General features: G+C 63.5%; 16 protein-coding genes, 1 other RNA gene and 3 pseudogenes. 15 read left to right on the top strand and 5 right to left on the bottom strand.

Annotated features, from left to right (window positions below; genetic code table 11):
- Positions 1-369: 369 nt before the first annotated feature.
- Genes lpxD through NX05_RS06525 form a run of 5 tightly spaced genes read left to right on the top strand, consistent with a single transcriptional unit; the run spans position 370 to position 4696 of the window.
- The gene (gene lpxD, locus NX05_RS06505; protein ID WP_039433498.1) at positions 370-1383 is read left to right on the top strand and encodes a UDP-3-O-(3-hydroxymyristoyl)glucosamine N-acyltransferase; all 1014 of its coding nucleotides are present in this window, start codon (positions 370-372) and stop codon (positions 1381-1383) included.
- Entirely contained in the window at positions 1380-1838 is a 459-nt protein-coding gene (gene fabZ / locus NX05_RS06510; RefSeq protein ID WP_017118186.1) for a 3-hydroxyacyl-ACP dehydratase FabZ, read from the top strand. Before lpxD ends, fabZ begins: the two co-directional genes overlap by 4 nt.
- Positions 1839-1863: 25 nt before the next feature.
- Positions 1864-2655, top strand: a complete 792-nt coding sequence (gene lpxA, locus NX05_RS06515; protein WP_039433495.1) for an acyl-ACP--UDP-N-acetylglucosamine O-acyltransferase — start codon at positions 1864-1866, stop codon at positions 2653-2655.
- Complete coding sequence (gene lpxB / locus NX05_RS06520) at positions 2652-3971, top strand: lipid-A-disaccharide synthase (RefSeq protein ID WP_230597812.1); 1320 nt, start codon at positions 2652-2654, stop codon at positions 3969-3971. The genes lpxA and lpxB overlap by 4 nt, the downstream gene beginning before the upstream one ends.
- The gene (locus tag NX05_RS06525; protein WP_039433491.1) at positions 3968-4696 is read left to right on the top strand and encodes a ribonuclease HII; all 729 of its coding nucleotides are present in this window, start codon (positions 3968-3970) and stop codon (positions 4694-4696) included. The genes lpxB and NX05_RS06525 overlap by 4 nt, the downstream gene beginning before the upstream one ends.
- A gap of 398 nt (positions 4697-5094) precedes the next feature.
- Here NX05_RS06525 and NX05_RS21960 read toward each other — a convergent pair.
- Positions 5095-5171, bottom strand: a non-coding RNA gene (locus NX05_RS21960) — sX9 sRNA.
- A gap of 176 nt (positions 5172-5347) precedes the next feature.
- Between NX05_RS21960 and dnaE the strand changes: the two genes are divergently transcribed.
- From dnaE to NX05_RS06550, 5 genes and pseudogenes are all read left to right on the top strand, one after another.
- Complete coding sequence (gene dnaE, locus NX05_RS06530) at positions 5348-8938, top strand: DNA polymerase III subunit alpha (protein ID WP_039433488.1); 3591 nt, start codon at positions 5348-5350, stop codon at positions 8936-8938.
- A gap of 158 nt (positions 8939-9096) precedes the next feature.
- Complete coding sequence (locus NX05_RS06535) at positions 9097-10056, top strand: acetyl-CoA carboxylase carboxyltransferase subunit alpha (protein WP_010366140.1); 960 nt, start codon at positions 9097-9099, stop codon at positions 10054-10056.
- Between the two features lie 60 nt (positions 10057-10116).
- Complete coding sequence (locus tag NX05_RS06540; protein WP_039433486.1) at positions 10117-10872, top strand: tetratricopeptide repeat protein; 756 nt, start codon at positions 10117-10119, stop codon at positions 10870-10872.
- Positions 10873-10902: 30 nt separating this feature from the next.
- Positions 10903-11418 (top strand): annotated as a pseudogene (locus NX05_RS24770) (hypothetical protein).
- A gap of 36 nt (positions 11419-11454) precedes the next feature.
- The gene (locus NX05_RS06550) at positions 11455-11889 is read left to right on the top strand and encodes a DUF2628 domain-containing protein (RefSeq protein WP_039433481.1); all 435 of its coding nucleotides are present in this window, start codon (positions 11455-11457) and stop codon (positions 11887-11889) included.
- A 247-nt stretch (positions 11890-12136) separates the two neighbouring features.
- Here NX05_RS06550 and NX05_RS06555 read toward each other — a convergent pair whose 3' ends face one another.
- Positions 12137-12583 (bottom strand): HemJ family protein, encoded by a 447-nt coding sequence (locus NX05_RS06555; protein WP_010366134.1) that lies wholly within the window; start codon positions 12581-12583, stop codon positions 12137-12139.
- Positions 12584-12657: 74 nt separating this feature from the next.
- Between NX05_RS06555 and NX05_RS06560 the strand changes: the two genes are divergently transcribed.
- Positions 12658-13260 (top strand): methyltransferase, encoded by a 603-nt coding sequence (locus NX05_RS06560; protein WP_026112296.1) that lies wholly within the window; start codon positions 12658-12660, stop codon positions 13258-13260.
- Positions 13261-13404: 144 nt separating this feature from the next.
- The gene (locus NX05_RS06565) at positions 13405-14748 is read left to right on the top strand and encodes a polyhydroxyalkanoate depolymerase (RefSeq protein ID WP_017112999.1); all 1344 of its coding nucleotides are present in this window, start codon (positions 13405-13407) and stop codon (positions 14746-14748) included.
- A gap of 135 nt (positions 14749-14883) precedes the next feature.
- Here the strand turns inward: NX05_RS06565 and NX05_RS06570 are convergent.
- Together NX05_RS06570 and NX05_RS06575 are read right to left on the bottom strand one after the other, a co-directional pair.
- Positions 14884-15800 (bottom strand): annotated as a pseudogene (locus tag NX05_RS06570) (sensor domain-containing protein).
- A gap of 35 nt (positions 15801-15835) precedes the next feature.
- A pseudogene (locus tag NX05_RS06575) lies at positions 15836-16149 on the bottom strand (PadR family transcriptional regulator).
- A gap of 376 nt (positions 16150-16525) precedes the next feature.
- Here NX05_RS06575 and NX05_RS06580 point away from each other — a divergent pair.
- Positions 16526-18079, top strand: a complete 1554-nt coding sequence (locus NX05_RS06580; protein ID WP_039433479.1) for an alginate export family protein — start codon at positions 16526-16528, stop codon at positions 18077-18079.
- A 271-nt stretch (positions 18080-18350) separates the two neighbouring features.
- On the opposite strand, the gene NX05_RS06585 is transcribed toward NX05_RS06580, so the two are convergent.
- On the bottom strand, positions 18351-19706 hold the full coding sequence (locus tag NX05_RS06585) for a hypothetical protein (protein WP_039433477.1): 1356 nt from the start codon (positions 19704-19706) through the stop codon (positions 18351-18353).
- Positions 19707-19941: 235 nt separating this feature from the next.
- Here NX05_RS06585 and NX05_RS06590 point away from each other — a divergent pair, with 235 nt between their 5' ends.
- Positions 19942-20616 (top strand): DUF502 domain-containing protein, encoded by a 675-nt coding sequence (locus NX05_RS06590; protein WP_010380413.1) that lies wholly within the window; start codon positions 19942-19944, stop codon positions 20614-20616.
- A gap of 4 nt (positions 20617-20620) precedes the next feature.
- Positions 20621-21397: a queuosine precursor transporter gene (locus NX05_RS06595; RefSeq protein ID WP_039433475.1), complete on the top strand. Its 777-nt coding sequence runs from the start codon at positions 20621-20623 to the stop codon at positions 21395-21397.
- The last annotated feature ends 148 nt before the right edge of the window (positions 21398-21545 follow it).

Here is a 21545-nt window from a genome sequence, read left to right on the forward strand (position 1 = left end):
AGATGCATGGACAAGGCGCATCGTGAGCATAAACAACAGAGGCGGCTCGCGTAAGCGGGCCGTAGGTTTATTAATATTTGCACCTTACCGATTCATTCACCTGTTGAACGGCGAGGCGATACCACCGCACGGGCAACTGAAAAATCTAGCAGCCCGCAGCAGCAGAATGCACACCTCCTATATCTTTGGTTCCCGCAATAATCGAACGCTGAGCCTGACGTTGGCGACTCTGCCAATTGAGTCAAGCTTCTTGAATGGGAGCCTGTCATCATCATTCGTAGTTCGACGTAAAAAGGCGTGCGCACGAAATTTTCGTGCGCACGCCTTGACTATATCCGAGCAATTTAAGGACTATGGTAGGTTTACCAGATGCGTCTGACCGCCAGCGAGATAGCAGAACAATTTGGCCTGACCCTGGTCGGCGATGGCGCTGTCGCAGTGAGCGGGGTATCGACGCTGGCGCATGCCGGACCGGGGCAGCTGAGCTTCCTGTCCAACCCGCGCTATCGCCCACAACTGGCTGATACCCACGCCGCTGTCGTGGTGTTGCGCGCCGACGATGCCGAGGCCGCCAAGGGCACTGCGCTGGTTGCAAAAGACCCATACACCGCGTTCGCCAAGATCGCCGCGCTGTTCGATGTCGCGCCGGTGCGCGAACCGGGTATCCATGCGTCCGCGGTGATCGACCCGACCGCGCAGGTCTCGGCCAGCGCGCATGTCGGTCCGTTCGTCAGCATCGGTGCGCGTAGCGTCGTGGGCGATGGTTGTGTGATCGGTACCGGCAGCATCATCGGCGAAGACTGTGTGGTGGACGACGGCAGCGAGCTGCTCGCACGCGTCACCCTGGTCACCCGCGTGCGGCTGGGCAAGCGCGTGCGCATCCACCCGGGTGCGGTGATCGGCGCAGACGGTTTCGGCCTGGCGATGGATGCCGGCCACTGGATCAAGGTGCCGCAGCTCGGCGGCGTGGTGATCGGCGACGATTGCGAAATCGGCGCCAATACCTGTATCGACCGCGGCGCGCTGGAAGACACCGTGCTGGAAGAAGACGTGCGCGTGGACAACCTGGTGCAGATCGCCCACAACTGCCGCATCGGCGCACACAGTGCGATTGCCGGCTGCACCGGCATTGCCGGTAGCGCCAAGATCGGCCGTTACTGCCTGCTCGGCGGGCATGTCGGCGTAGTCGGCCACCTGGAGATCTGCGACAAGGTCGTCATCACCGGCAAATCTGTCGTACGTAATTCCATCCATGAGCCGGGCGAGTATTCGTCCGGCACCCCTCTCACCGACAATCGCACGTGGCGCAAAAATGCCGCGCGCTTCAAGCAGCTTGATGTGCTCGCTAGGCGCATCCTGGCTGTGGGCAAGGAGAAAGAATGAGCCATCCCGTTTACGACCTGCCGATCGACGTCAATCAGATCCAGACGCTGCTCCCGCACCGTTACCCGTTTCTGCTGGTCGACCGCATCCTCGAACTCGATCTTGAAACCAAGTGGATCGTGGCGCAGAAGAACGTCAGCATCAACGAGCCGTTTTTCCAGGGCCACTTCCCCAACCGCCCGGTGATGCCCGGCGTGCTGATCATCGAAGCGCTGGCGCAAGTCGGTGGCTTGATGACCCAGCTTGGCCTGGGCCGCGATGCCTTGTCGCAGCTGTTCTATATGGTCAAGGTCGATAATGCCCGCTTCAACAAGCAGGTGGTCCCGGGCGACGTGCTGATCATGGAAGTGCAGATGAAGCGCCTGATCCGCAACGTGGGATGCTTCTATGGCGAAGCCAAGGTTGATGGCGAAGTGGTGGCCAGTGCCGAGGTGATGTGCGCCGGCGCTCGGTAATCACCCGCTTTCGGAGTAAGACACGATGCGTGATTCAACACCTTTGATTCATCCGACGGCGGTCATCGATCCATCGGCAACGCTGGCCAATGACGTGCGCGTCGGCGCCTTCTCGTTGATCGGTGCCGATGTGCAGATCGGGGCGGGGACCGAGGTGGGGCCGCATTGCTCGATCCACGGCCCAGCGCGGATCGGTCGCAACAACCGCTTCATCGGCCACGCCGCGATCGGCGGCGAACCGCAGGACAAGAAGTACGCCGGCGAGCGCACGGAACTGGTGATCGGCGACGGCAATGTGATCCGCGAATTCGTCACCATCAACCGCGGCACCGGCGGCGGCGGTGGCATCACCACGGTCGGCAACGACAACTGGATGCTGGCCTACACGCACGTGGCGCACGACTGCCATGTGGGCGACCACTGCGTGTTTTCCAACAACACCACGCTGGCCGGCCATGTCACCGTGGGCGACTACGTGATCATCAGCGGCTTCGCCGGCGCGCATCAGTTCTGCCGCATCGGCGCCCACGCCTTCCTGGGCATGGGTGCGCTGACCAATGGCGACGTTCCGCCATTCACCATGGTTGGCAGCGAGTCGCTGGGTCGCCCGCGCGGTATCAACAGCGAAGGGCTTAAGCGTCGTGGTTTCGATGCCGAACGCATCAGCGCAATCAAGCGCGCCTACCGCACGCTGTACGTTGCCGGCCTGCCGCTGGCGGACGCCAAACTGCAACTGGCCGAACAGGCCAAGAGCAGCGACGATGTGCGCGGGATGCTCGAGTTCATCGAAGCAGCAGAACGGCCGTTGTTGCGATGACCGGAATCGGAAATCGTGAGCCGGGAATCGAGACAGGCGTGCATGATCGCGCGCCTGCAGACGGCGACCCGACGGCGCTGCCGATTTCCCATTCCCCCATCCCCATTCCCGGCGCACATGCGCGCCCTCCCCGCATCGCTTTGATTGCCGGCGAGGCCTCTGGCGACATCCTCGGCGCGGGGCTGATCAAGCAGTTGCGGCTGCGCTATCCGAATGCCGAATTCGTCGGCATCGGCGGCGATGCGATGCGTGGAGTCGGTTGCCAGACCTGGTTCGATGCCAGCGAGTTGGCGGTGATGGGCCTGACCGAAGTGCTGCGGCATTTGCCGCGCCTGCTCAAGCTGCGTAGCGCGTTCAGCGAGCGCGTGCTGGCGTGGAAGCCTGACGTGTTCATCGGCATCGACGCGCCGGATTTCAATCTGCCGGTGGAGCGCTGGCTCAAGCAGCGCGGTATCAAGACCGTGCACTACGTCAGCCCCTCGGTGTGGGCATGGCGCGAGAAGCGTGCCGAAAAGATCGGCGTCAGCGCCGATCTGGTGTTGTGCCTGTTCCCCATGGAGCCGCCGATATACGCCAAACACGGCGTGGACGCGCGCTTTGTAGGCCACCCGATGGCCGACGATATCGCCTACCAGGCCGACCGCGAAGCTGCGCGCGCCAAACTGGGCATTTCTTCATCCAGCACCGTGCTGGCAGTACTGCCCGGCAGCAGACATGGCGAAATCAGCCGCCTTGGCGACACGTTTTTTCAGGCTGCCTGGCTGGTGTCCGAACACATTCCCAACCTGCACGTTCTGGTGCCGGCGGCCAACGCGGGCTGCAAGCAGCTGCTGGCCGAGCAGCTCTCGCGCTCGTCGCTGCCAGTGATGCGCTCGCACCTGCTCGACGGCCAGGCGCGTACGGCGATGTTGGCCGCCGACGTGGTGCTGTTGGCCTCCGGCACCGCCACACTGGAAGCCATGCTGGTCAAGCGCCCGATGGTGGTGGGCTACAAGGTCGCCCCGCTCACCTACCGCATCGTCAAGCTGCTGGGCCTGCTCAAGGTCAACCGCTACGCCCTGCCCAATATCCTGGCCAATGACGACCTCGCCCCCGAGCTGATGCAGGACGACTGCACGCCTGAGCGACTGTGCGTGACGCTGCTGGACTGGTTCAAGCACCCCGACAAGGTCGCCGCGCTGCAACCGCGCTACCTGGCCCTGCACGCCGAACTGCGTCGCGATGCATCGGCACGCGCGGCCGATGCGGTGGCGGGGCTGCTGACGCAGCGGGAATCGGGAATGCAGAATCGGGAATCGGCAGGAGCCGGCCCATGAGACGCTCCACCTCCAACGGCGCGGTTGTCGTTCCGGCGACGCAGGACGGGTTTTTCCACGATTCCCCATTCCCGAATCCCGATTCCCGTCTCGTCGCCGGCGTCGACGAAGCCGGCCGCGGCCCACTCGCTGGCCCGGTCGCTGTGGCCGCAGTGGTATTCGACCCCAGCAAGCCGCGCATCAATGGGCTGGACGATTCCAAGCAGCTCACCGCCGAGCGGCGCGAGCAGTTGTATGCACGCATCGTCGACCGGGCGCTGGCGTGGTCGGTGGTGTTGATCGACAGTGAGGAGATCGACCGCATCAATATCTACCAGGCGACCATGCTCGGCATGCGGCGCGCGGTGGAGGGTGTGGCGCATGTGGCCGGGTTCGCGCGTATCGATGGCAACCGCGTGCCCAAGGGGCTGCCCTGCCCGGCCGAGGCACTGATCGGCGGCGATGCGCTGGACCGCGCCATCATGGCCGCCTCGATCGTGGCCAAGGTGACCCGCGACCGGCTGATGCACGCACTGCACGCCCAGCACCCGCAGTATCGCTTCGACCAGCACAAGGGCTACAGCACGCCGGTGCACCTGGCTGCATTGCAGACCCACGGGCCATGCCCGCAGCATCGGCGCAGTTTTGCGCCGGTCCGGCTGGCGCTGGAAGGCCGCGAACAGGGATCGGCCGCGGTCAGAGACCCGGAGCAGTTGCAGGTCGGGCAGTTGGTTGCGCCGCTGTAACGAGGCCAAGCAGCCCGTACCCGGCTTGCCTGGCTGCTTCCGATGCTTCCGATGCTTCCGAGGCCACAACAGCTGAGGCAGGAACTGACTGCCGCCGCTGTCGAAGGTGCAAAGGTGCAATGATCCACACCCCGCCGTTCTGCCTGCTTGTCGGGATCAGGAGATCAGGAGAGCTACCAGCCGTCCAACCAGCCAAAGCCGTTGAAGTCATACATCGTGTCACCTCGGCCTGCCTTCGCGTATCAGGACCGGTCACAGGCGCGAGTTGCAGGATGCGCGGAGCCGTTCAGGGCACAGATCGTTCCACGCGCACCAGCCCGACACTCACCGACACACCGGGACGCAGACCCATAACGCCCCCAGCGCCCGGGCGCCAAGCGATTCACCCACATTAGAGCGGCTAACAAAACCTAGCGAGCGGCTCTCTGGTGGGCGCGGACGGCGCGCTCAGAACCGCAATGTACGAGTGGTCGACGCCGATTCCGAGCACCGGCCGCGCCCGCCTGGCGGCTGCGCAGTCGTTTTGTCAGCTGCTCTTGGGCACCACGCGCTCGGCTCCGAGGTGTCACCCCGACCCCGCCGCCCCAGCTGTCAAGCCTTGTTCGTCCCCGCCCCCGCCGGTACCCTGACCGCGCATTATTCCGGTCTCGCATGTCCACTTCCCGCTTCGTCCATCTGCACGTCCACACCGAGTTCTCGCTGGCGGATTCCACCATCCGTGTGCCCGAGAAACCGGATCAGGCTGACCCGAAAAAGGCCAAGCAGGCCAACCTGCTGAGCCGGGCAGTCGAACTCGACATGCCCGCGCTGGCAGTCACTGACCTCAACAACCTGTTCGCGCTGGTCAAGTTCTACAAGGCCGCCGAAGGCGTCGGCATCAAGCCGATCGCCGGCGCCGATGTGATGATCGCCACGCCGGACATGACGCCCTGGCGCATGACCCTGCTGTGCCGCGACCGCGAGGGCTACCTGAGCCTGTCGCGACTGCTCACGCGGGCCTGGATGGAAGGCCACCGCCCCGAGGGCGGCGTGGCGATCCATCCGGAATGGCTGCAGGCCGGCCACGCCAACCTGTTTGCGCTGGCCGGCCGCGACAGCCTGGCCGGGCGGTTGTTCAGCGAAGGCCGCGCCGACCTGGCCGAGCAGCAACTGGCCGATTGGCAGCGCGTGTTCGGCGATGGCCTGCATCTGGAACTCACCCGCACCGGCCGCGACGGCGAAGAACGCTTCAACCAGTTCGCCCTCAACGCAGCAGGCGTGCGCGGGCTGCCGGTGGTGGCCAGCAATGACGTGCGTTTTCTGTATGCAAGCGACTTCAACGCGCACGAAGCGCGCGTGTGCATTTCCTCGGGCCGCGTGCTCGACGACCCCAAGCGCCCGCGCGACTACAGCGACCAGCAATACATGAAGTCCAGCGAGGAGATGGCGGCGCTGTTCGCCGACATCCCCGACGCGATCGACAACACCTACGCACTGGCGCAACGCTGCAACATCGAGATGCGCCTGGGAACCTACTTCCTGCCCGCCTACCCGGTGCCGGAAGACGAGACGCTGGACAGCTGGATCCGCAGCCAGTCGCGCGACGGTCTGGCCGCACGTCTGGAAAAGAGCCCGCTCGCGCCCGGCAAGACGCGCCAGGACTACGTGGACCGGCTCGAGTTCGAACTGGACACCATCATCAAGATGGGCTTCCCCGGTTACTTCCTGATCGTGGCCGACTTCATCCAATGGGGCAAAAACCAGGGCATTCCGATCGGCCCGGGCCGCGGCTCCGGTGCCGGTTCGCTGGTGGCCTGGGCATTGCAGATCACCGATCTGGACCCGCTGCCGTACAACCTGCTGTTCGAGCGCTTCTTGAACCCAGAGCGCGTGTCGATGCCCGACTTCGACATCGACTTCTGCATGGACCGGCGCGACGAAGTCATCGACTACGTGGCGCGCAAGTACGGCCGCGAGCGGGTCAGCCAGATCATCACCTACGGCACCATGGCCGCCAAGGCGGTGGTGCGCGATGCCGGGCGCGTACTCGGTTTCACCTACGGTCTGGTCGATAGCGTCGCCAAGCTGATCCCCAACATCCTGGGCATCACGCTGAAGGATGCAATGGGTGAAGGCAAGGACTCGGAGATGGCCTCGCCGGATCTGATCCAGCGCTACCAGGTCGAAGACGACGTGCGCGACCTGATGGATCTGGCGCGCCAGCTCGAAGACCTCACCCGCAACGCCGGCAAGCACGCCGGCGGCGTGGTGATTGCGCCCGAGCCGCTGAGCGAGTTCTGCCCGCTGTTCGCCGAACACGACGAAGACGGCCGCGGCAAGAACCCGGTGACCCAGTTCGACAAGGACGACGTCGAAGCGGTGGGCCTGGTGAAGTTCGACTTCCTCGGCCTGCGCACGCTCACCATCATCGATTGGGCGGTCAAGGCGATCAATGTGCGCCACGCGCGCGCCGGCATCGACCCGGTCGACATCACCACCATTCCGCTCGACGACATGCCCACCTACAAGGGCGTGTTCGCCTCGGGCAGCACCGGTGCGGTGTTCCAGTTCGAATCCTCGGGCATGCGCCGCCTGCTCAAGGACGCGCGCCCGGACCGCTTCGAAGACCTGATTGCGCTGGTGTCGCTGTACCGCCCGGGTCCGATGGACCTGATCCCGGACTTCAACGCGCGTAAGCACGGCCAGCAGGAAATCGTCTACCCCGATCCGCGCACCGAAGCCATCCTGAAAGACACCTACGGCATCATGGTGTATCAGGAGCAGGTGATGCAGATGGCGCAAATCGTCGGCGATTATTCGCTGGGCGGCGCCGACCTGCTGCGTCGCGCGATGGGCAAGAAGGTGCCGGCCGAAATGGCCAAGCACCGCGAAATCTTCCGCGAAGGTGCGGCCAAGGGTGGCGTGAGCGCAGCCAAGGCCGACGAAATCTTCGACCTGATGGAGAAGTTCGCCGGCTACGGTTTCAACAAGTCGCACGCCGCCGCCTACGCGTTGGTCAGCTACCAGACCGCGTGGCTGAAACGGCATTACCCGGCCGAATTCATGGCCGCGACGCTGTCCTCGGACATGGACAACACCGACAAGGTGGTCGGCTTTCTCGATGAGGTGCGCAACCTCGGCCTCACCGTCAAGCCGCCGCGGGTCAACGAGTCTGCGTACATGTTCGAGGCGGCCAGCCCGGACACCATTCAGTACGGCCTGGGCGCGATCAAGGGCGTCGGCCAGGGCGCCTGCGAGGCGATCGTCGAAGAACGCCAGCGCGGCGGCCCCTACACCACGCTGCTGGATTTCTGCACGCGCGTAGGCACCGCAAAGCTCAACCGGCGCACGCTGGAAGCAATGATCAATGCCGGTGCGATGGACGGACTGGGCAAGAACCGCGCCTCGCTGATGCTGCAGTTGCCCGAAGTGATGAAGGCCACCGAGCAGATGGCACGCGAACGTGCATCGGGCCAGAACTCGCTGTTCGGCGGGCCGGACCCGAGCGCGCCGGCGATGCGTTTGGACCTGCCCGAAAGCAAGGAATGGCCGCTGGGTCAGTTGCTCACCGGCGAGCGCGAAACGCTGGGCTTCTACCTCAGCGGCCACCCGTTCGACCCGCACCGCGAAGAGGTCCGCGAACTGGTCGGCTGCGACCTGGGAGCGCTGGAAAAGATCCTCGCTTCGCAACAACGCGGCGGCGGTGGAGGCGGCGGCGATGGCGAAAAACGCGCCTGGCGCCCGGAAGTCAGCGCCATCGTTGCCGGCCAGGTGATCGGCGTGCGCCGCAAGGGCGACAGCCAGGTGTTCGTGCAACTCGAAGACGGCCGGGGCCGGGTTGAATGCAGCGCGTTCTCCGATGCGATGGCCGAGTTCGGCCACCTGCTCACCCGCGACCGCATCCTGATCGTCAAAGGCGGCCTGCGCGAGGACGAATTCAACGGCGGCTACAGCCTGCGCATCCGCCAATGCTGGGATTACGAGCAGATCTGCGCCGACCACGCGCAGCGCCTGTCACTGCGTCTGGACCTGCGCGAAAAACAGGCCTTCAGGCGCATCGACGCCCTGCTGGCCAAGCACCGCCCCGGCAAGACCCCCTTGCGCCTGGACCTGCTGCTGCGCGGCCAGAGCGGCGGCGTGGCCGGCATGCTCGATCTCAACGGCAGCCACTCGGTACGCATCGACCAGCAGCTGATGGACAGCCTGCGCGCCGACCCCGCGGTACGGACCTTGAAGATCAAGTACAGCCCACCGTGGGCGTGAGAATGGGAATCGGGAATGGGGAATCGCAAAAGCGCGGCGGCCGGATACCTTGCTCTGATTCCCGATTCTCCATTCCCGATTCCGCTCCCAACGCCCCCGTACGGGCCGAAGGCAGCGCTTCAGCTACACTCCCCGCCTTACGTTGACGACGCCATTGCATGAATCCTAACTACCTCGACTTCGAGCAACCCATCGCCGATCTGGAAGCAAAGATCCAGGAACTGCGCAAGGCCAGTACCGGGCCTGCGGTCAACGTGGAGACCGAAGTGCGTGCGCTGCGCGACAAGCTGCGCGTGCGCACCGCGCAGATCTTCCGCGATCTGTCCGCCTGGCAGGTCTCCCAGCTGGCGCGCCATCCGCAGCGCCCGTACACGCTGGATTACATCGACACCATCTGCGACGAATTCCAGGAACTGGCCGGCGACCGCGCCTATGCCGACGACAAGGCGATCGTGGGTGGCCTTGGCCGTATCGACGGCCGCCCGGTGGTGATCATCGGGCACCAGAAGGGCCGTGACACCAAGACCAAGGTGGCGCGCAACTTCGGCATGCCGCGTCCGGAGGGCTACCGCAAGGCGCTGCGCCTGATGAAGCTGGCCGAGCGTTTCCGGCTGCCGCTGCTGACCTTCATCGACACTCCCGGCGCTTATCCGGGCATCGGTGCCGAGGAGCGTGGCCAGTCCGAGGCCATCGCGCGCAACCTGCTGGAAATGGCCGAGCTGAAAATTCCGGTGATCTGCACCGTGATCGGCGAAGGCGGCTCCGGCGGCGCACTCGCGATCGGCGTGGGCGACCGCACCCTGATGCTGGAATACGGCACCTATTCGGTCATTTCGCCGGAAGGCTGCGCCTCGATCCTGTGGAAGGACGCGAGCAAGGCCAAGGACGCCGCCGAACAGCTCGGTCTCACCGCCAAGCGCCTGAAGGGCCTTGGCCTGGTCGACAAGGTCATTCGCGAACCCACCGGCGGTGCGCATCGCAATCCGGAACAGATGGGCAAGCGCCTGAAAGCCGTGCTGCTCAATGAGCTGGACGCACTGGAAAAGATTCCGGTGGATGCGTTGCTGCAGCAGCGTTACGAGCGCCTGCGCAGCTACGGTGCCTACGAAGGGCAGTGATCTGCGTGCATGATGACGGCCGCGCCGAGTGCGCGGCCATGGAAAGGACGCCACACCCGCATGTCTCCGCTTCTGCTGATCTCACTGCTGCTGCAAGCCGCCTGCTGCGTCCACGTCGTGCGCAGCGGGCGGCCCTTGTATTGGATCTTCCTGCTGCTGGCGTTTTCGCTGCTGGCGGTGCTGATCTATGTGTGCGTAGCGGTCATCCCCGATCTGCGTAACGACCCCAACGCACGCCGTAGCCTCAAGCGCGTGCGCAGCACCCTGGATCCGCAGCGCGAACAGCGCCACGCCTCACGCCGCCTGGATGTGGCCGACACACCGGAAAATCGTCGCCAGCTTGCCGAGACATTGCTCGCACAAGGCAATTACGCGCAGGCGGCCGAGCACTATCAGGGCGCCTTGCGCGGCTTGTATCGCGACGATCCGCATCTGATGCTCGGCCTGGCCAAGGCCCAGTTCGGGCTGGGGCAGCCGCAACAGGCACGGCAGACCCTGGATGCCTTGATTGCGGCCAACCCCAGCTTCCGGTCGCATGACGGCCATCTGCTGTATGCACGCGCGGTCGAAGACAGCGGCGACACCGAGGCGGCCCTGCACGAGTACGAAACGCTGGCACAGGGCTATCCGGGCGAAGAGGCACGTGTGCGCTATGCACAGCTGCTGCAACGCACCGCACGCACCGATCAGGCCAAGGCGATCTACGAACAGGTGCTGCGTCACTCCGCCGCCTCGCCCAAGCATTACCAACGCGAGCAACGCGCCTGGGGCGACCTGGCGCGCAAGGGTCTGCGCGAGTTGGATCCTAGCGCCTGATTCACTCGTCACTCGGAGACATCTGCGCAGTTGCGCGCGGCATGCATTGAATCGATCGGCAATCTGATCAGGGCGGCCACACCATGCAGAGAAAGCCGCAAATCGAGGCGGGTCTCAGAGCCGAGATCGATCACTTGCTGGAGCAATCCGCGCAGATTTTTCGCGCCGGCACCCTGGCGGAATCGCTCGCCCTGGGATGTAGGTCTTGGCGCTGATCCCCGAGCCCAAGCAGCACGGGGATTACTACCCGCAAAGCCTGTCTACGAGTTTCGTAGAGGATTACGCAGACCTGCACGACAGAGACAACGTGTGCAGTGGATCGAGGTGATGGCGCGGATGTAGGACGACCCGGACCACACCGACCATCTTGTCCTGATGACCGAATGCGATGCGCTGCTGCAGCTGGGAGATGAAGCACGCGTCAGCGCTGTCTTGGGCAAGATTTACGCGTTGTACGGCAGGAAGGGATTTGCCGGACACCAGAAAACGTATCTGGAAATGCTGCTCAAGCAACAGCCGACAAGCGCATCACCTCGCCACGCCTGACGCGCGCGTCAGACATCACCTTGGAGATGTAAAGCAATGAAGTCGTACAACTCTGATGGCGTACAAAGCCCTATGCCACTTACCGCTGAAACAGCGACGCTCGCCATGCAGGAAGATCGCATTGATCGCCTGACTGTCTCGGACAAATGGAAGAAGCGTTTCAAGGTGATCACCAAGGCCGGTGGTCCAAGGTTGCCAGATTTTCGCTCCCTGCCGATTGCCGAACGGAGAGGAATAAACTTCAACTGGCTTGCCTTCTTGCTGGGGCCGTTCTATTTCCTGGCAAAGGGGCTGTGGCGTCAGGCCATTGTTTACGTGCTGCTTGCGATTGCCTTGGCAACCCTCTTGGAGCTCGTCGGCCTCGGTAGGTTCGGGAGAGCAGTAGGCTACGGATTCGCCGCCATCTACGCAGTCCGAGCTAACGTGAGCTATTACGCCAACGTTGTGCAAGGCCAGGCGCCGTGGGTCTGATGTTTCACACTGCAGTCAAACCGACGCCGCTCTGCGGCGCAGTCTGACTCAAGCGTTATGCAGCCACTACCGGACGTGGCTGCATCGCTTACGCAGATCGATCTGCCTGATCAGTCGCTGCCCGCCGACCGACAGCAGCGTGATGCTTCACAACAGGAGGTCTGCACGCAGATCCGTCAGCAGAAACAGCGTCCTGCCTGCGACACCGAACCGCGCAGGCGCGTTTTCGGCGCAGTGCGAAATACGCTCAGAACGGCTTGGCCAGCACCAGCCAGATCACGCCGACCAGCAGGAACACCGGTGCTTCGTTGAACCAGCGCAACGCCCGCCCACTGGGCACTGCACGCCCCTGTTCGGCGCCTTTGACCCAGCGGCCGGACACGATGTAGTGGGCAAGGATCAATGCCACGGCAAACAGCTTGGCGTGCAGCCAGCCGCCCGTCACCATCGTCGGGAAATCCGGGATCACCCGGTAGCCCTGCCACAACACCGCGCCCAGCAGCAGCGCCAGGCCAAGCATGCTGTGGCCGAATTTGTACAGCCGCCGCCCCATCAACACCAAGCGTGCGCGTACCGCGGTGTCGTTCCCGGCTTCGGCAATGTTGACCAGAATGCGCGGCAGATAGAACACCGCGGCCATCCAGGCGATCACGAACAACAGATGGAAGGTCTTGATCCACAAATACAGGGTCATGCGCTGGCTCCACTGGCTCGCGTAGGATGACCCGCATTTTCACCTATCCGCGCACGCGAAAGCAGCTGATGTCCATGCAGTACTCCGATTCCAAACAGTACGACGCCCACTATTTCCGCCGCTGGTATCGCGATGCGGGCCTGGCCGACCCCGCGCGCCTGCGACGCAAGGTCGCACTGGCCGTTGCCCAGGCCGAGTACTACCTGGAACGGCCGATCCGCAGCGTGCTCGACGTCGGTTGCGGCGAGGCGGCATGGCGTGCGCCGTTGTTGGCGTTACGACCGAAGCTGAGCTACCTAGGCTTCGACAGCAGCGCCTATGCGGTGCAGCGCTATGGCCGCAGCCGCCAGATCCACCCCGCCCGCTTTGGCGATTTCGCCTGGCTGCGCCCGTGCGCGCCGGTGGACTTGCTGATCTGCTCGGACGTACTGCATTACGTGCCCACCCGCGAATTCAACCAGGGCCTGCCCGGATTGGCCGAGATGTGCGCGGGGGTGGCGTTTCTGGAAGCCTTTGCCGAAGAAGATGCGTTCGAAGGCGATCACGACGGCTTCCAGGCGCGACCGGCGCGCTGGTATCGCAAGCGCTTCGCCAGCGTGGGTTTTGCTGCGCTGGGGTCGCATTGCTGGTTATCGCCGCAGTTGGCCGGAGCCACGTCTGCGTTGGAACGTGGCTAACCGGAGTGTGGACAGCCCAATAATTCAGGAACAGGGGCGTGATCCCCGCCAACCCATCTCACGCCGGCGCGTTTGTTGCCACACTGCATATGACGGCCTCAACCGTCCGCAGCCCCATTAAGGTGCAAATGCGCCAAAACCGGTATGCTGCGCGGCAGCAAAACCGCACGGATGGGTGGAATGCTTTATCAACTGCATGAGCTGACCCGCAATCTGCTAGCCCCCTGGGTGCATCAGGCCCAGGCCAACTCCAAGATGTTTTCCGACCCGGACAGCCTGTGGGCTTCGCTCCCGGGCGCCGAGCGCATGGCCGCCAGCAACGAGTTGTTCCACCGTCTGGGCAAGGAATACGAAAAGCCCGCCTGGGCGCTCGACGATGTCGAGGTCGATGGCCATTCGCTGCCGATCATCGAACGCGAAGTGCTGAGCAAGCCGTTCTGCCGGCTGCTGCGCTTCAAGCGTTTCAGCGACCACGTCGAACTGATCGGCAAGATGAAGGAGCAACCCGCCGTGCTGGTGGTTGCGCCGTTATCCGGCCACCACGCCACGCTGTTGCGCGACACCGTGCGCACCCTGCTGCGCAACCACAAGGTCTACGTGACCGATTGGGTGGATGCACGCATGGTGCCGCTGGAAGCGGGCGCGTTCCGGCTTGAGGACTACATCACCTACATCCAGGAGTTCATCCGCCATATCGGCGCCGAGCCTCTGCATGTGGTGAGCGTGTGTCAGTCCACCGTGCCCGTGCTGGCGGCGGTGTCGCTGATGGCGAGTAATGACGAACCCACGCCGCGTTCGCTGGTGATGATGGGGGGGCCGATCGACGCACGTCGCAGCCCCACCCAGGTCAACAACCTGGCGACCGAAAACGGCATCGAGTGGTTCCAGAACAACCTGATTCACGCGGTGCCGTTCCCGTATCCGGGCCATGGCCGCCAGGTGTATCCGGGCTTCCTGCAGCACGCAGGCTTTCTGTCGATGAACCCCAACCGGCACGTGATGTCGCACTGGGATTTCTACACTGATCTGGTCAAGGGCGACCTGCAGGATGCACAGGCGCATCGGCAGTTCTACGACGAATACAACGCCGTGCTCGACATGCCGGCCGAGTATTACCTGGACACGATTCGCGTGGTGTTTCAGGAGTTTTTGCTGCCGCAGGGCAAGTGGAAAGTGGATGGCCAACTGGTCAAGCCATCGGCGATCCGCAAGACCGCGTTGCTGAGCATCGAAGGCGAATTAGACGATATCTCCGGCCTCGGTCAGACCGAGGCGGTGCACGATCTGTGCACCGGCATCGATGCTGCACATCGTCGCCATCTGGTGGTGGAAGGTGCCGGTCACTACGGCATTTTCAGCGGCCGTCGCTGGCGGGAAGTGGTGTACCCGCAGGTGCGCGAATTTATCGCCCGCTACGATGCGGACCCGGTCGGCAGCCGCGACCCTGCCACCGTGACGCCGATCCGCAAGCGCAGTAAACGCGCCTGACAGACGCAATGAAAAATCCCCGGCACGGCCGGGGATGTTTTTATCGTTCTCTATGTGCAAGCGCTCGGGCAAGGTCATGTGCCGCGGCAAGCGCCGGCATCGACGCTGCGCACGCCGACGTCTCGACAAGGCGCATCACGCACCCGCCTCACCACTTCTGACCAACAGCTGCTTGGCGAACATACCATGCAGCTTGCCGAAGGCGCGTGCCACATGCAGCGTGACGAATAACAACAACACGCCCACCGCGAACAACGGCAGCGTCAGCCAGCCGCTGGTCATATCCACGCCATCCCAGGTCAGCACTGCGGCGTTGTCGAACATCGTGCCAGCGGTGACGCGGCCAGACCCAACGACAGCGACAGCAGCGTGCAAAATACGGTGAAGTAGATAACGCCCAGCGGCAGCATCAACAGGAAGTACAGCATCGTGCTCCAGGTGCGCACGTCGGTGAACATCGCACCGATGCGTTGCAACCAACCACCTTGCAGACCCGGATGTGGCGGGCGACGCGGCATGCGCACACCGAGCAGCGTTTCGACCACGCGACCTTCTACCAGAGAAAGCACACGCACCGAGCCGAAAAACAGCACCAGCAACGGCACCCCGATGATCAGGATCATCAAGCCGATCGACAGGCTGGCGCCGGTCACGACCCAGGTGAAACAAAACACGCCGGTGAGCAGCAACAGCAGCATGTAGAACAATGCGCCGTTGGTGCGCGGGTCGGCGGCCACGCCGAAAAATGCGCCGATCCACGATGCCCGCTTGGGTGGCACCGGTGGGCGCAACGCACGGGTCACGGTGACTTCGGTTTCGCGATAGATCTCGGCCACTTCCTCTGGCGCGCCGTAGCTGCTGGCGACGCCTGCAATGACCTCGGCTTCGCTCTTGCAGTTCTGCTCTGCCAGTTCGGCACGCAGATATTCTTCGGCGTCGTAGAGCGCGTCCTGAATCATCGCCGGGTCGGCCCCGGACAACGCTTGGCGCAACTGCAACAGATAATCGGGAATGGTGGTCGGCAGCGGATGTGCCTGTGCAATCGTGTTCATACGTGGGTCCCCTCCAGCACTGAATCAACGGAATCTCAGGTGGCACGCCAGGCGGCGGTCCAGTCGCGCAGGCAGCCACGCCCGCTGTCGGTAATGCGGTAATACCGCCGCGGCGGACCGGAGGCCGATGGCTCGATATGGCTTTGCAGCAACCCGGCCCGTTCCAGATTGCGCAGCACCGGATACAAGGCGCTCTGCTTGCCGCTGAGCACGCCTTCCGACGCTCGAGACGTTTAGCGATGAGATAGCCATACAGCGGCGCATCGGCCCGGGCCAGCAAGGCCAGCGACACCGTGCCCGCACTCAGCTCCTTCTGAAATTTGCGTAGGTAGATATCCGGCTCGCTTATCGGCCATCTCTGCTAGGTCGAAGGTGATGCTATGTAGAACCTAGCTATAGCGAACGTGCCGGTCGTCATGGGCGGGAATTGGGGATTCGGCATTAGGGATTCGCCAAAACGAAAGACAAAGGCGTGGTCGCCAGCTTGTTTGAGCAATTGTCAGCATCGCAGCGAGCTCCACCGCAGAACGCAACGCCGCCGTTGCGAATCCTCAATGCCCAATCCCCAATCCCCGTCCCACTAGCGCCCGCCTGCGCAAATCCCAGTGCGTTCATTAGCTTAGAACCTTTGGGTTACAGCCTTTCTGGCGCCGCTTTACTACAGTCGGTGTCCCCGTGCCGATAAGCTTCGCTCAGGGGTTTTCACTTTTCGATGGGGCAATGCAATGCAAATGACACGCTTGGCGCAGCCGGCCATGGCCGATATTTCCTTTGGTGCCACCCGGCGCCTGTGCCTTGCGATCGGGTTGGCGTTGCCGGCACTCAGCTTTGCGCAGGTGCAAGCGACTCCCGCCAATGCCGAGCAGGCCGTGGCCGAGCCGGCGAAAGCGCCGGTCACCGCCGCACCGGCAACGGCCAAGGGCTATCCGCTCGAAGCACAAGGCTGGGGGGCCAAACAGGGCGGCAATCTGTGGCAGGTGCGCTGGGCCGAAGACTGGTCGTATCTAAAGGACCCGTCCAAGCGCAAAAGCCCGTTCGATCCGCTCAAGTTCATCCCGCTCAATCAAGACGGCGATGTGTATGTGTCGCTGAGCAACGAGCTGCGCATGCGCAGCAACACCATCACCAATCCGGGCCTGGTTCCCGGTAGTCATTCGCAGCAGCAGTATCTGCTGCGCGCGTTCTTCGGCGCGGATTTCCATGTCAGCGAACACTTCCGTCTGTACACGGAGTTGGCGCACGGCAGCCTGGATGGACGCAACGAGGGTACCAAGACCGGCACCCAGGAAAACAACGCGATCCTGCAGCAGGTGTTCTTCGACGTGAAAGGCCGTATCGGCAGCGCTGACACCGGCTTGCGTGTTGGTCGCCAAGTCTTCGTCGATGGCCCCGCCACGTTGATGGCGTTGCGCGACAACACCGATATTTTCGTGACCTTCAACGGCGCGCGCGCCTGGGCAATCGGCGACAAGACACGGGTTGACGTGTTCGATTTCAATTTCAACCTGGATGGCACCGAAGGCCTGGGCGACGATCGCATCGACCGCTCGCGGCACTTCCGCGGCGTGGTCGGCGGCTATCGCTTGCCGACCGCCAAGCCGATGTATCTGGAGCCGTTCTTCTACCAGTTCCGTAACGACAACCAGGTCTGGGGCCGCCAGACTGCCGAAGAAAACCGCAATTACTACGGCCTGCGCCTGTGGGGCAACGTGGGTAAGCTGCGTACCGATTCATTTGTGACCGTGCAGCGCGGCAGCTTCGGCGGACGCGATCTGCGCGCCTACATGGCCAGCACCTCCAACGCGTGGTCGTTGAGCGAATCGGGCTGGAAGCCGCGTCTGGGCTTCCATAGCGAAATCGCGTCCGGCGGCGGTGGCACCTCCGGTACCGGCACGTTGCGCAACAACAACTTCCTGTACGGCAACACGATCTACTTCAGCTGGGCCACGTTCTTCGGCCCGGTGAACCTGGTCACCGCCGCACCGACGTTCACGTTCTCGCCGACCTCCAAGATCACCGTGAATCTGGAATGGGAAACGCTGTGGCGCCAGACCACCAGCGATGCGATCTACAACAATCAGGCACGCGCCTACGCACGCACCCAGAACACCGGCCAACGCCGTATCGGCACCATGCCGCGCATCAATGCCACCTGGAATATCGACCCGAATTGGTCGGTGACCTTCCGCGCCGAACACCTGATGGCAGGCCCGGCGTTGGAGAAAGCCGGCTACGGCGACTCGACCTTCGTGATGGGCTGGTTGAACTTCCGCTTCTAAGCGCCAGGTACTCGATGCGCCTGCGCGCATCGGGTCGTTCTGCCATCGCTGTTATGCATGCATGCCGCGTCCTGTCTGGGGCGCGGCATGTTGCGTTTGGGCATTGCGGCTTAGGCCATTGCGTTGCGCCAGGCGTGCACTCAACAGCAGTGGCGAGCGCGCCGATTCGGCGAATATCGGCCAAGACAATCAGCTGCAAACTTATTGGAGCGATGCGTTTTTCCCGCGACACATCCGATGGATGCATCGTGCCGATGGAGCATCGCCGGCTCTATTGAATGGCATTGGCCTGACGTTGTTCTGTGATCCGACTGGCCGGCAATGGCCAGCGGTACTCCGCCGCCCCGTCTTCGCGGCGGGCGTACTGAGCCAGGATCAGATGCTTGCCGTCGCCATCGACTTGCAGCGGGCGCGTCTGCCCACGCAGCGCAAGCGGTAGTGCGGCAAGTCGCTGCGTCAACGGCGTTGCGTCGGCCGGGTGATCGCGCAACCACAGCATCGTCGAAACAGTCCGCAATGCAGCGGCAGTGTCCTGCAGCTTGTGTTGGTAATTGGCGTAGTCTGGACGCGACACGCTTGCCAACAGGCAACCGCTGGCATTAGCCACGCAGGTCACCGATGTGGTCTCGGGCACCGGAACGCTGTCTTGCGGTAACGCCTGATCCTGCGCCAGCACTGCCAGCACCGGCGCGCTGCAGGCCCAGGTAAAGGTCGGCGCCAACAGGGCCTGGGTGCGCTCGCGGTCCAGCAGCTGTGGCCCTACGCGCTCCAGCCCGCCACGATCATGCGGAGCAGGCGCGTCCTGCAGCAGCGAGAACACCATCCGCGATTCGCCATGCAGCGCATGGCAGAGCGAGATCTCTTGCGTCGTCGCCGGTGCGAACGCCGCGGCACAATGCATAGGCAGCGACTGCTGCGCGGGTAGCTCGGCCAGCATGTCGGCAAACAGTTGCGCATTGCCACGCAGCATCGCCGCGCCGATCATCGTGATCGCCAGATTGTCGCTGCTCCGCATCAGCACACGGGCAACCTGCCCATCGGTGCAGACGCCGGACAAGGCCTGGGTGGTGCGCCCCTGGACGAAATCCAGGGCGCTGGCCGTCATCGACAACGGCATTCGCGGCAATTCGGGCAACGGCGTATCGCCCCGTGACCGGAATGGGCTGCGGTAGTCGGCGTAGTTCGCCAATGCCCGCATCCTTGCCAACATCGGAGCCTGTGTCACCAGCGCATCGGCATAGGCCTGCGGATCTTCGCGCACGCGCTGCAAGCATCCGCCTGCGCTGGCCGTGCACAGCGCGGGCGCGGTGGAGGGCCAACGTGGCAAACGCGGATAGCCCGCTGCGGTGCTTTGAAATGGCACGCGATCTGGCAGCCGATTGAATCGTTCCACGTCCTGGGCCAGCACTGTCTCGCGCTGCGCTTCCGGGATCGCGTACGACAGCGACCACAGCGCGCCGAACATATTGGACCCGCGCAACGGTGGCAGCGGCTGACGCAGCTGCGCCAGCGCCTGACGCTGCGCTTCGGGAATCGGCCAATGCCTGGAGACCGCGTACACCGCCACTGCGGCCGCGAACAGAATGCAGAGGCCGAGCAAGGCCGCTTTGAAAAACTTGGCAATCATGTGCATACATCCTTCCCAGGTGCCGCGCATCTTAGTGCCATCGGCGCAGGCCTGCGACGGGCAGACGCAACCGTGTCGCCGCAGGACATTGTGCGATCTGCAGACGCGCATGTAGGCAAGCACAAGGCGTTGCGGTGCCCAGCCGCACGCGAAGCATTTTTGCCAATCCCGAATGCACGCAGCCAAATCCGCGCGACATTGCCACCGAGCGCGGCCGAATGAATACACTATGCCGATGTCCGAATCCCCCACTCCGCATGCACGCCCTTCCCTGCAACGGGTCTTTCTGACCGGATTGCTCACCTTGCTGCCTGTCTGGTTGACCTGGGTGGTGGTGAAGTTCGTTTTCTCGCTGCTCTCCGGCATCAGCAGCCCCTGGGTGGTGCCGTTGTCCGAACGCATCGCGGCCTCGTTCCCCGATTATCTGGGCTGGTTCAAGGCGTTATGGGTGCAGAACACCATCGCGCTGATCGCCACGGTGGCCGTCATCCTGTTTGTCGGCATCCTGAGCCGGCGCGTGATCGGCCAGCGCCTGCTGCACTGGTTCGAAGCGATCATGCGGCGCATTCCGCTGGCCAGCGTGGTCTACGACAGCGCGCGCAAGCTGCTCGATATTTTGCAGACCCAGCCCGGCAGCACCCAGCGCGTGGTGCTGATCGACTTTCCGCATCGCGATATGAAGTCGGTAGGTCTGGTCACCCGCGTGATCAAGGAGCAGGGCACCGGCCGCGAGCTGGCGGCGGTGTATGTGCCTACCACGCCGAACCCCACCTCCGGCTACCTGGAAATCGTGCCGGTGGAACTGCTCACGCCCACCGACTGGAGCGTGGATCAGGCGATGAGCTTCATCATTTCAGGCGGCGCAGTGGCGCCCGAATCGGTTCCCTTCACCCGAACTGCAGATCGCTAAGACCATGACACAGGTGCGTACCCTAGACGATCGTGCGGTACGCCTGTTCATTGCACTGGCAGCCTTCTTCTGCGTCGATGCGGCGCTGGCCGAATTCATCGGCGTCAAGATCTTCGCGCTGGAAGACACGCTCGGCATTGCGCCGTTGAACTGGAATCTGTTCGGCCAGAGCGGCTCGCTCAGCTTCACCGCCGGCACCTTGCTGTGGCCGGTGGTGTTCATCATGACCGACACCATCAACGAGTTCTTCGGCAGCCGTGGGGTGCGCTTCATCTCGTGGGTGGCTGTCGTCCTGATCGGCTACGGCTTCGTGTTCGCATTCGCGGCTATCGCACTGGCGCCGGCTGGCTGGTGGGTCACTGCGGCGCAGAACCAGGGTGTGCCGGATTACCAGGCCGCATTTGCGGCGGTGTTCGGGCAAGGCCTGTGGACCATCGGCGGCTCGCTGGTGGCGTTCCTGTTTAGCCAATTGATCGATGTCTCGGTGTTCCACCGCATCCGCGGCGTCACTGGCGAAAAACACGTGTGGCTGCGCGCCACCGGCTCCACCGCGGTCTCGCAGGTGGTGGACAGCTTCGTGGTGATCTACATCGCCTTCGTGCTGGGCCCGCAGCATTGGTCCATTGACCAGTTCCTGGCGGTGAGTACGCTCAACTACATCTACAAGATGGGCTTTGCGGTATTGCTGATCCCGCTGTTGTATCTGGCGCGCCGCGGCATCACCGCATACCTGGGCGCCGAGCGTGCTGAACAGCTACGCGAAGAAGCCGCTGCCGACTAAGCCGTGCGGCTCCGGCCAAGGTCATCGCCCCGCAATGTGTTGCGGTGACACCACCTGACCGCCAGTGGTCTTCATCATTGCGTAGCAGGCGAGCGCAGTGTGCGCTCTGGCCCACGCGCGGCATTTCTCCACATGCCGCAGCGCACCA

This window comes from Xanthomonas vasicola (assembly GCF_000772705.2).
In the GTDB taxonomy this organism is placed as follows: domain Bacteria; phylum Pseudomonadota; class Gammaproteobacteria; order Xanthomonadales; family Xanthomonadaceae; genus Xanthomonas; species Xanthomonas vasicola.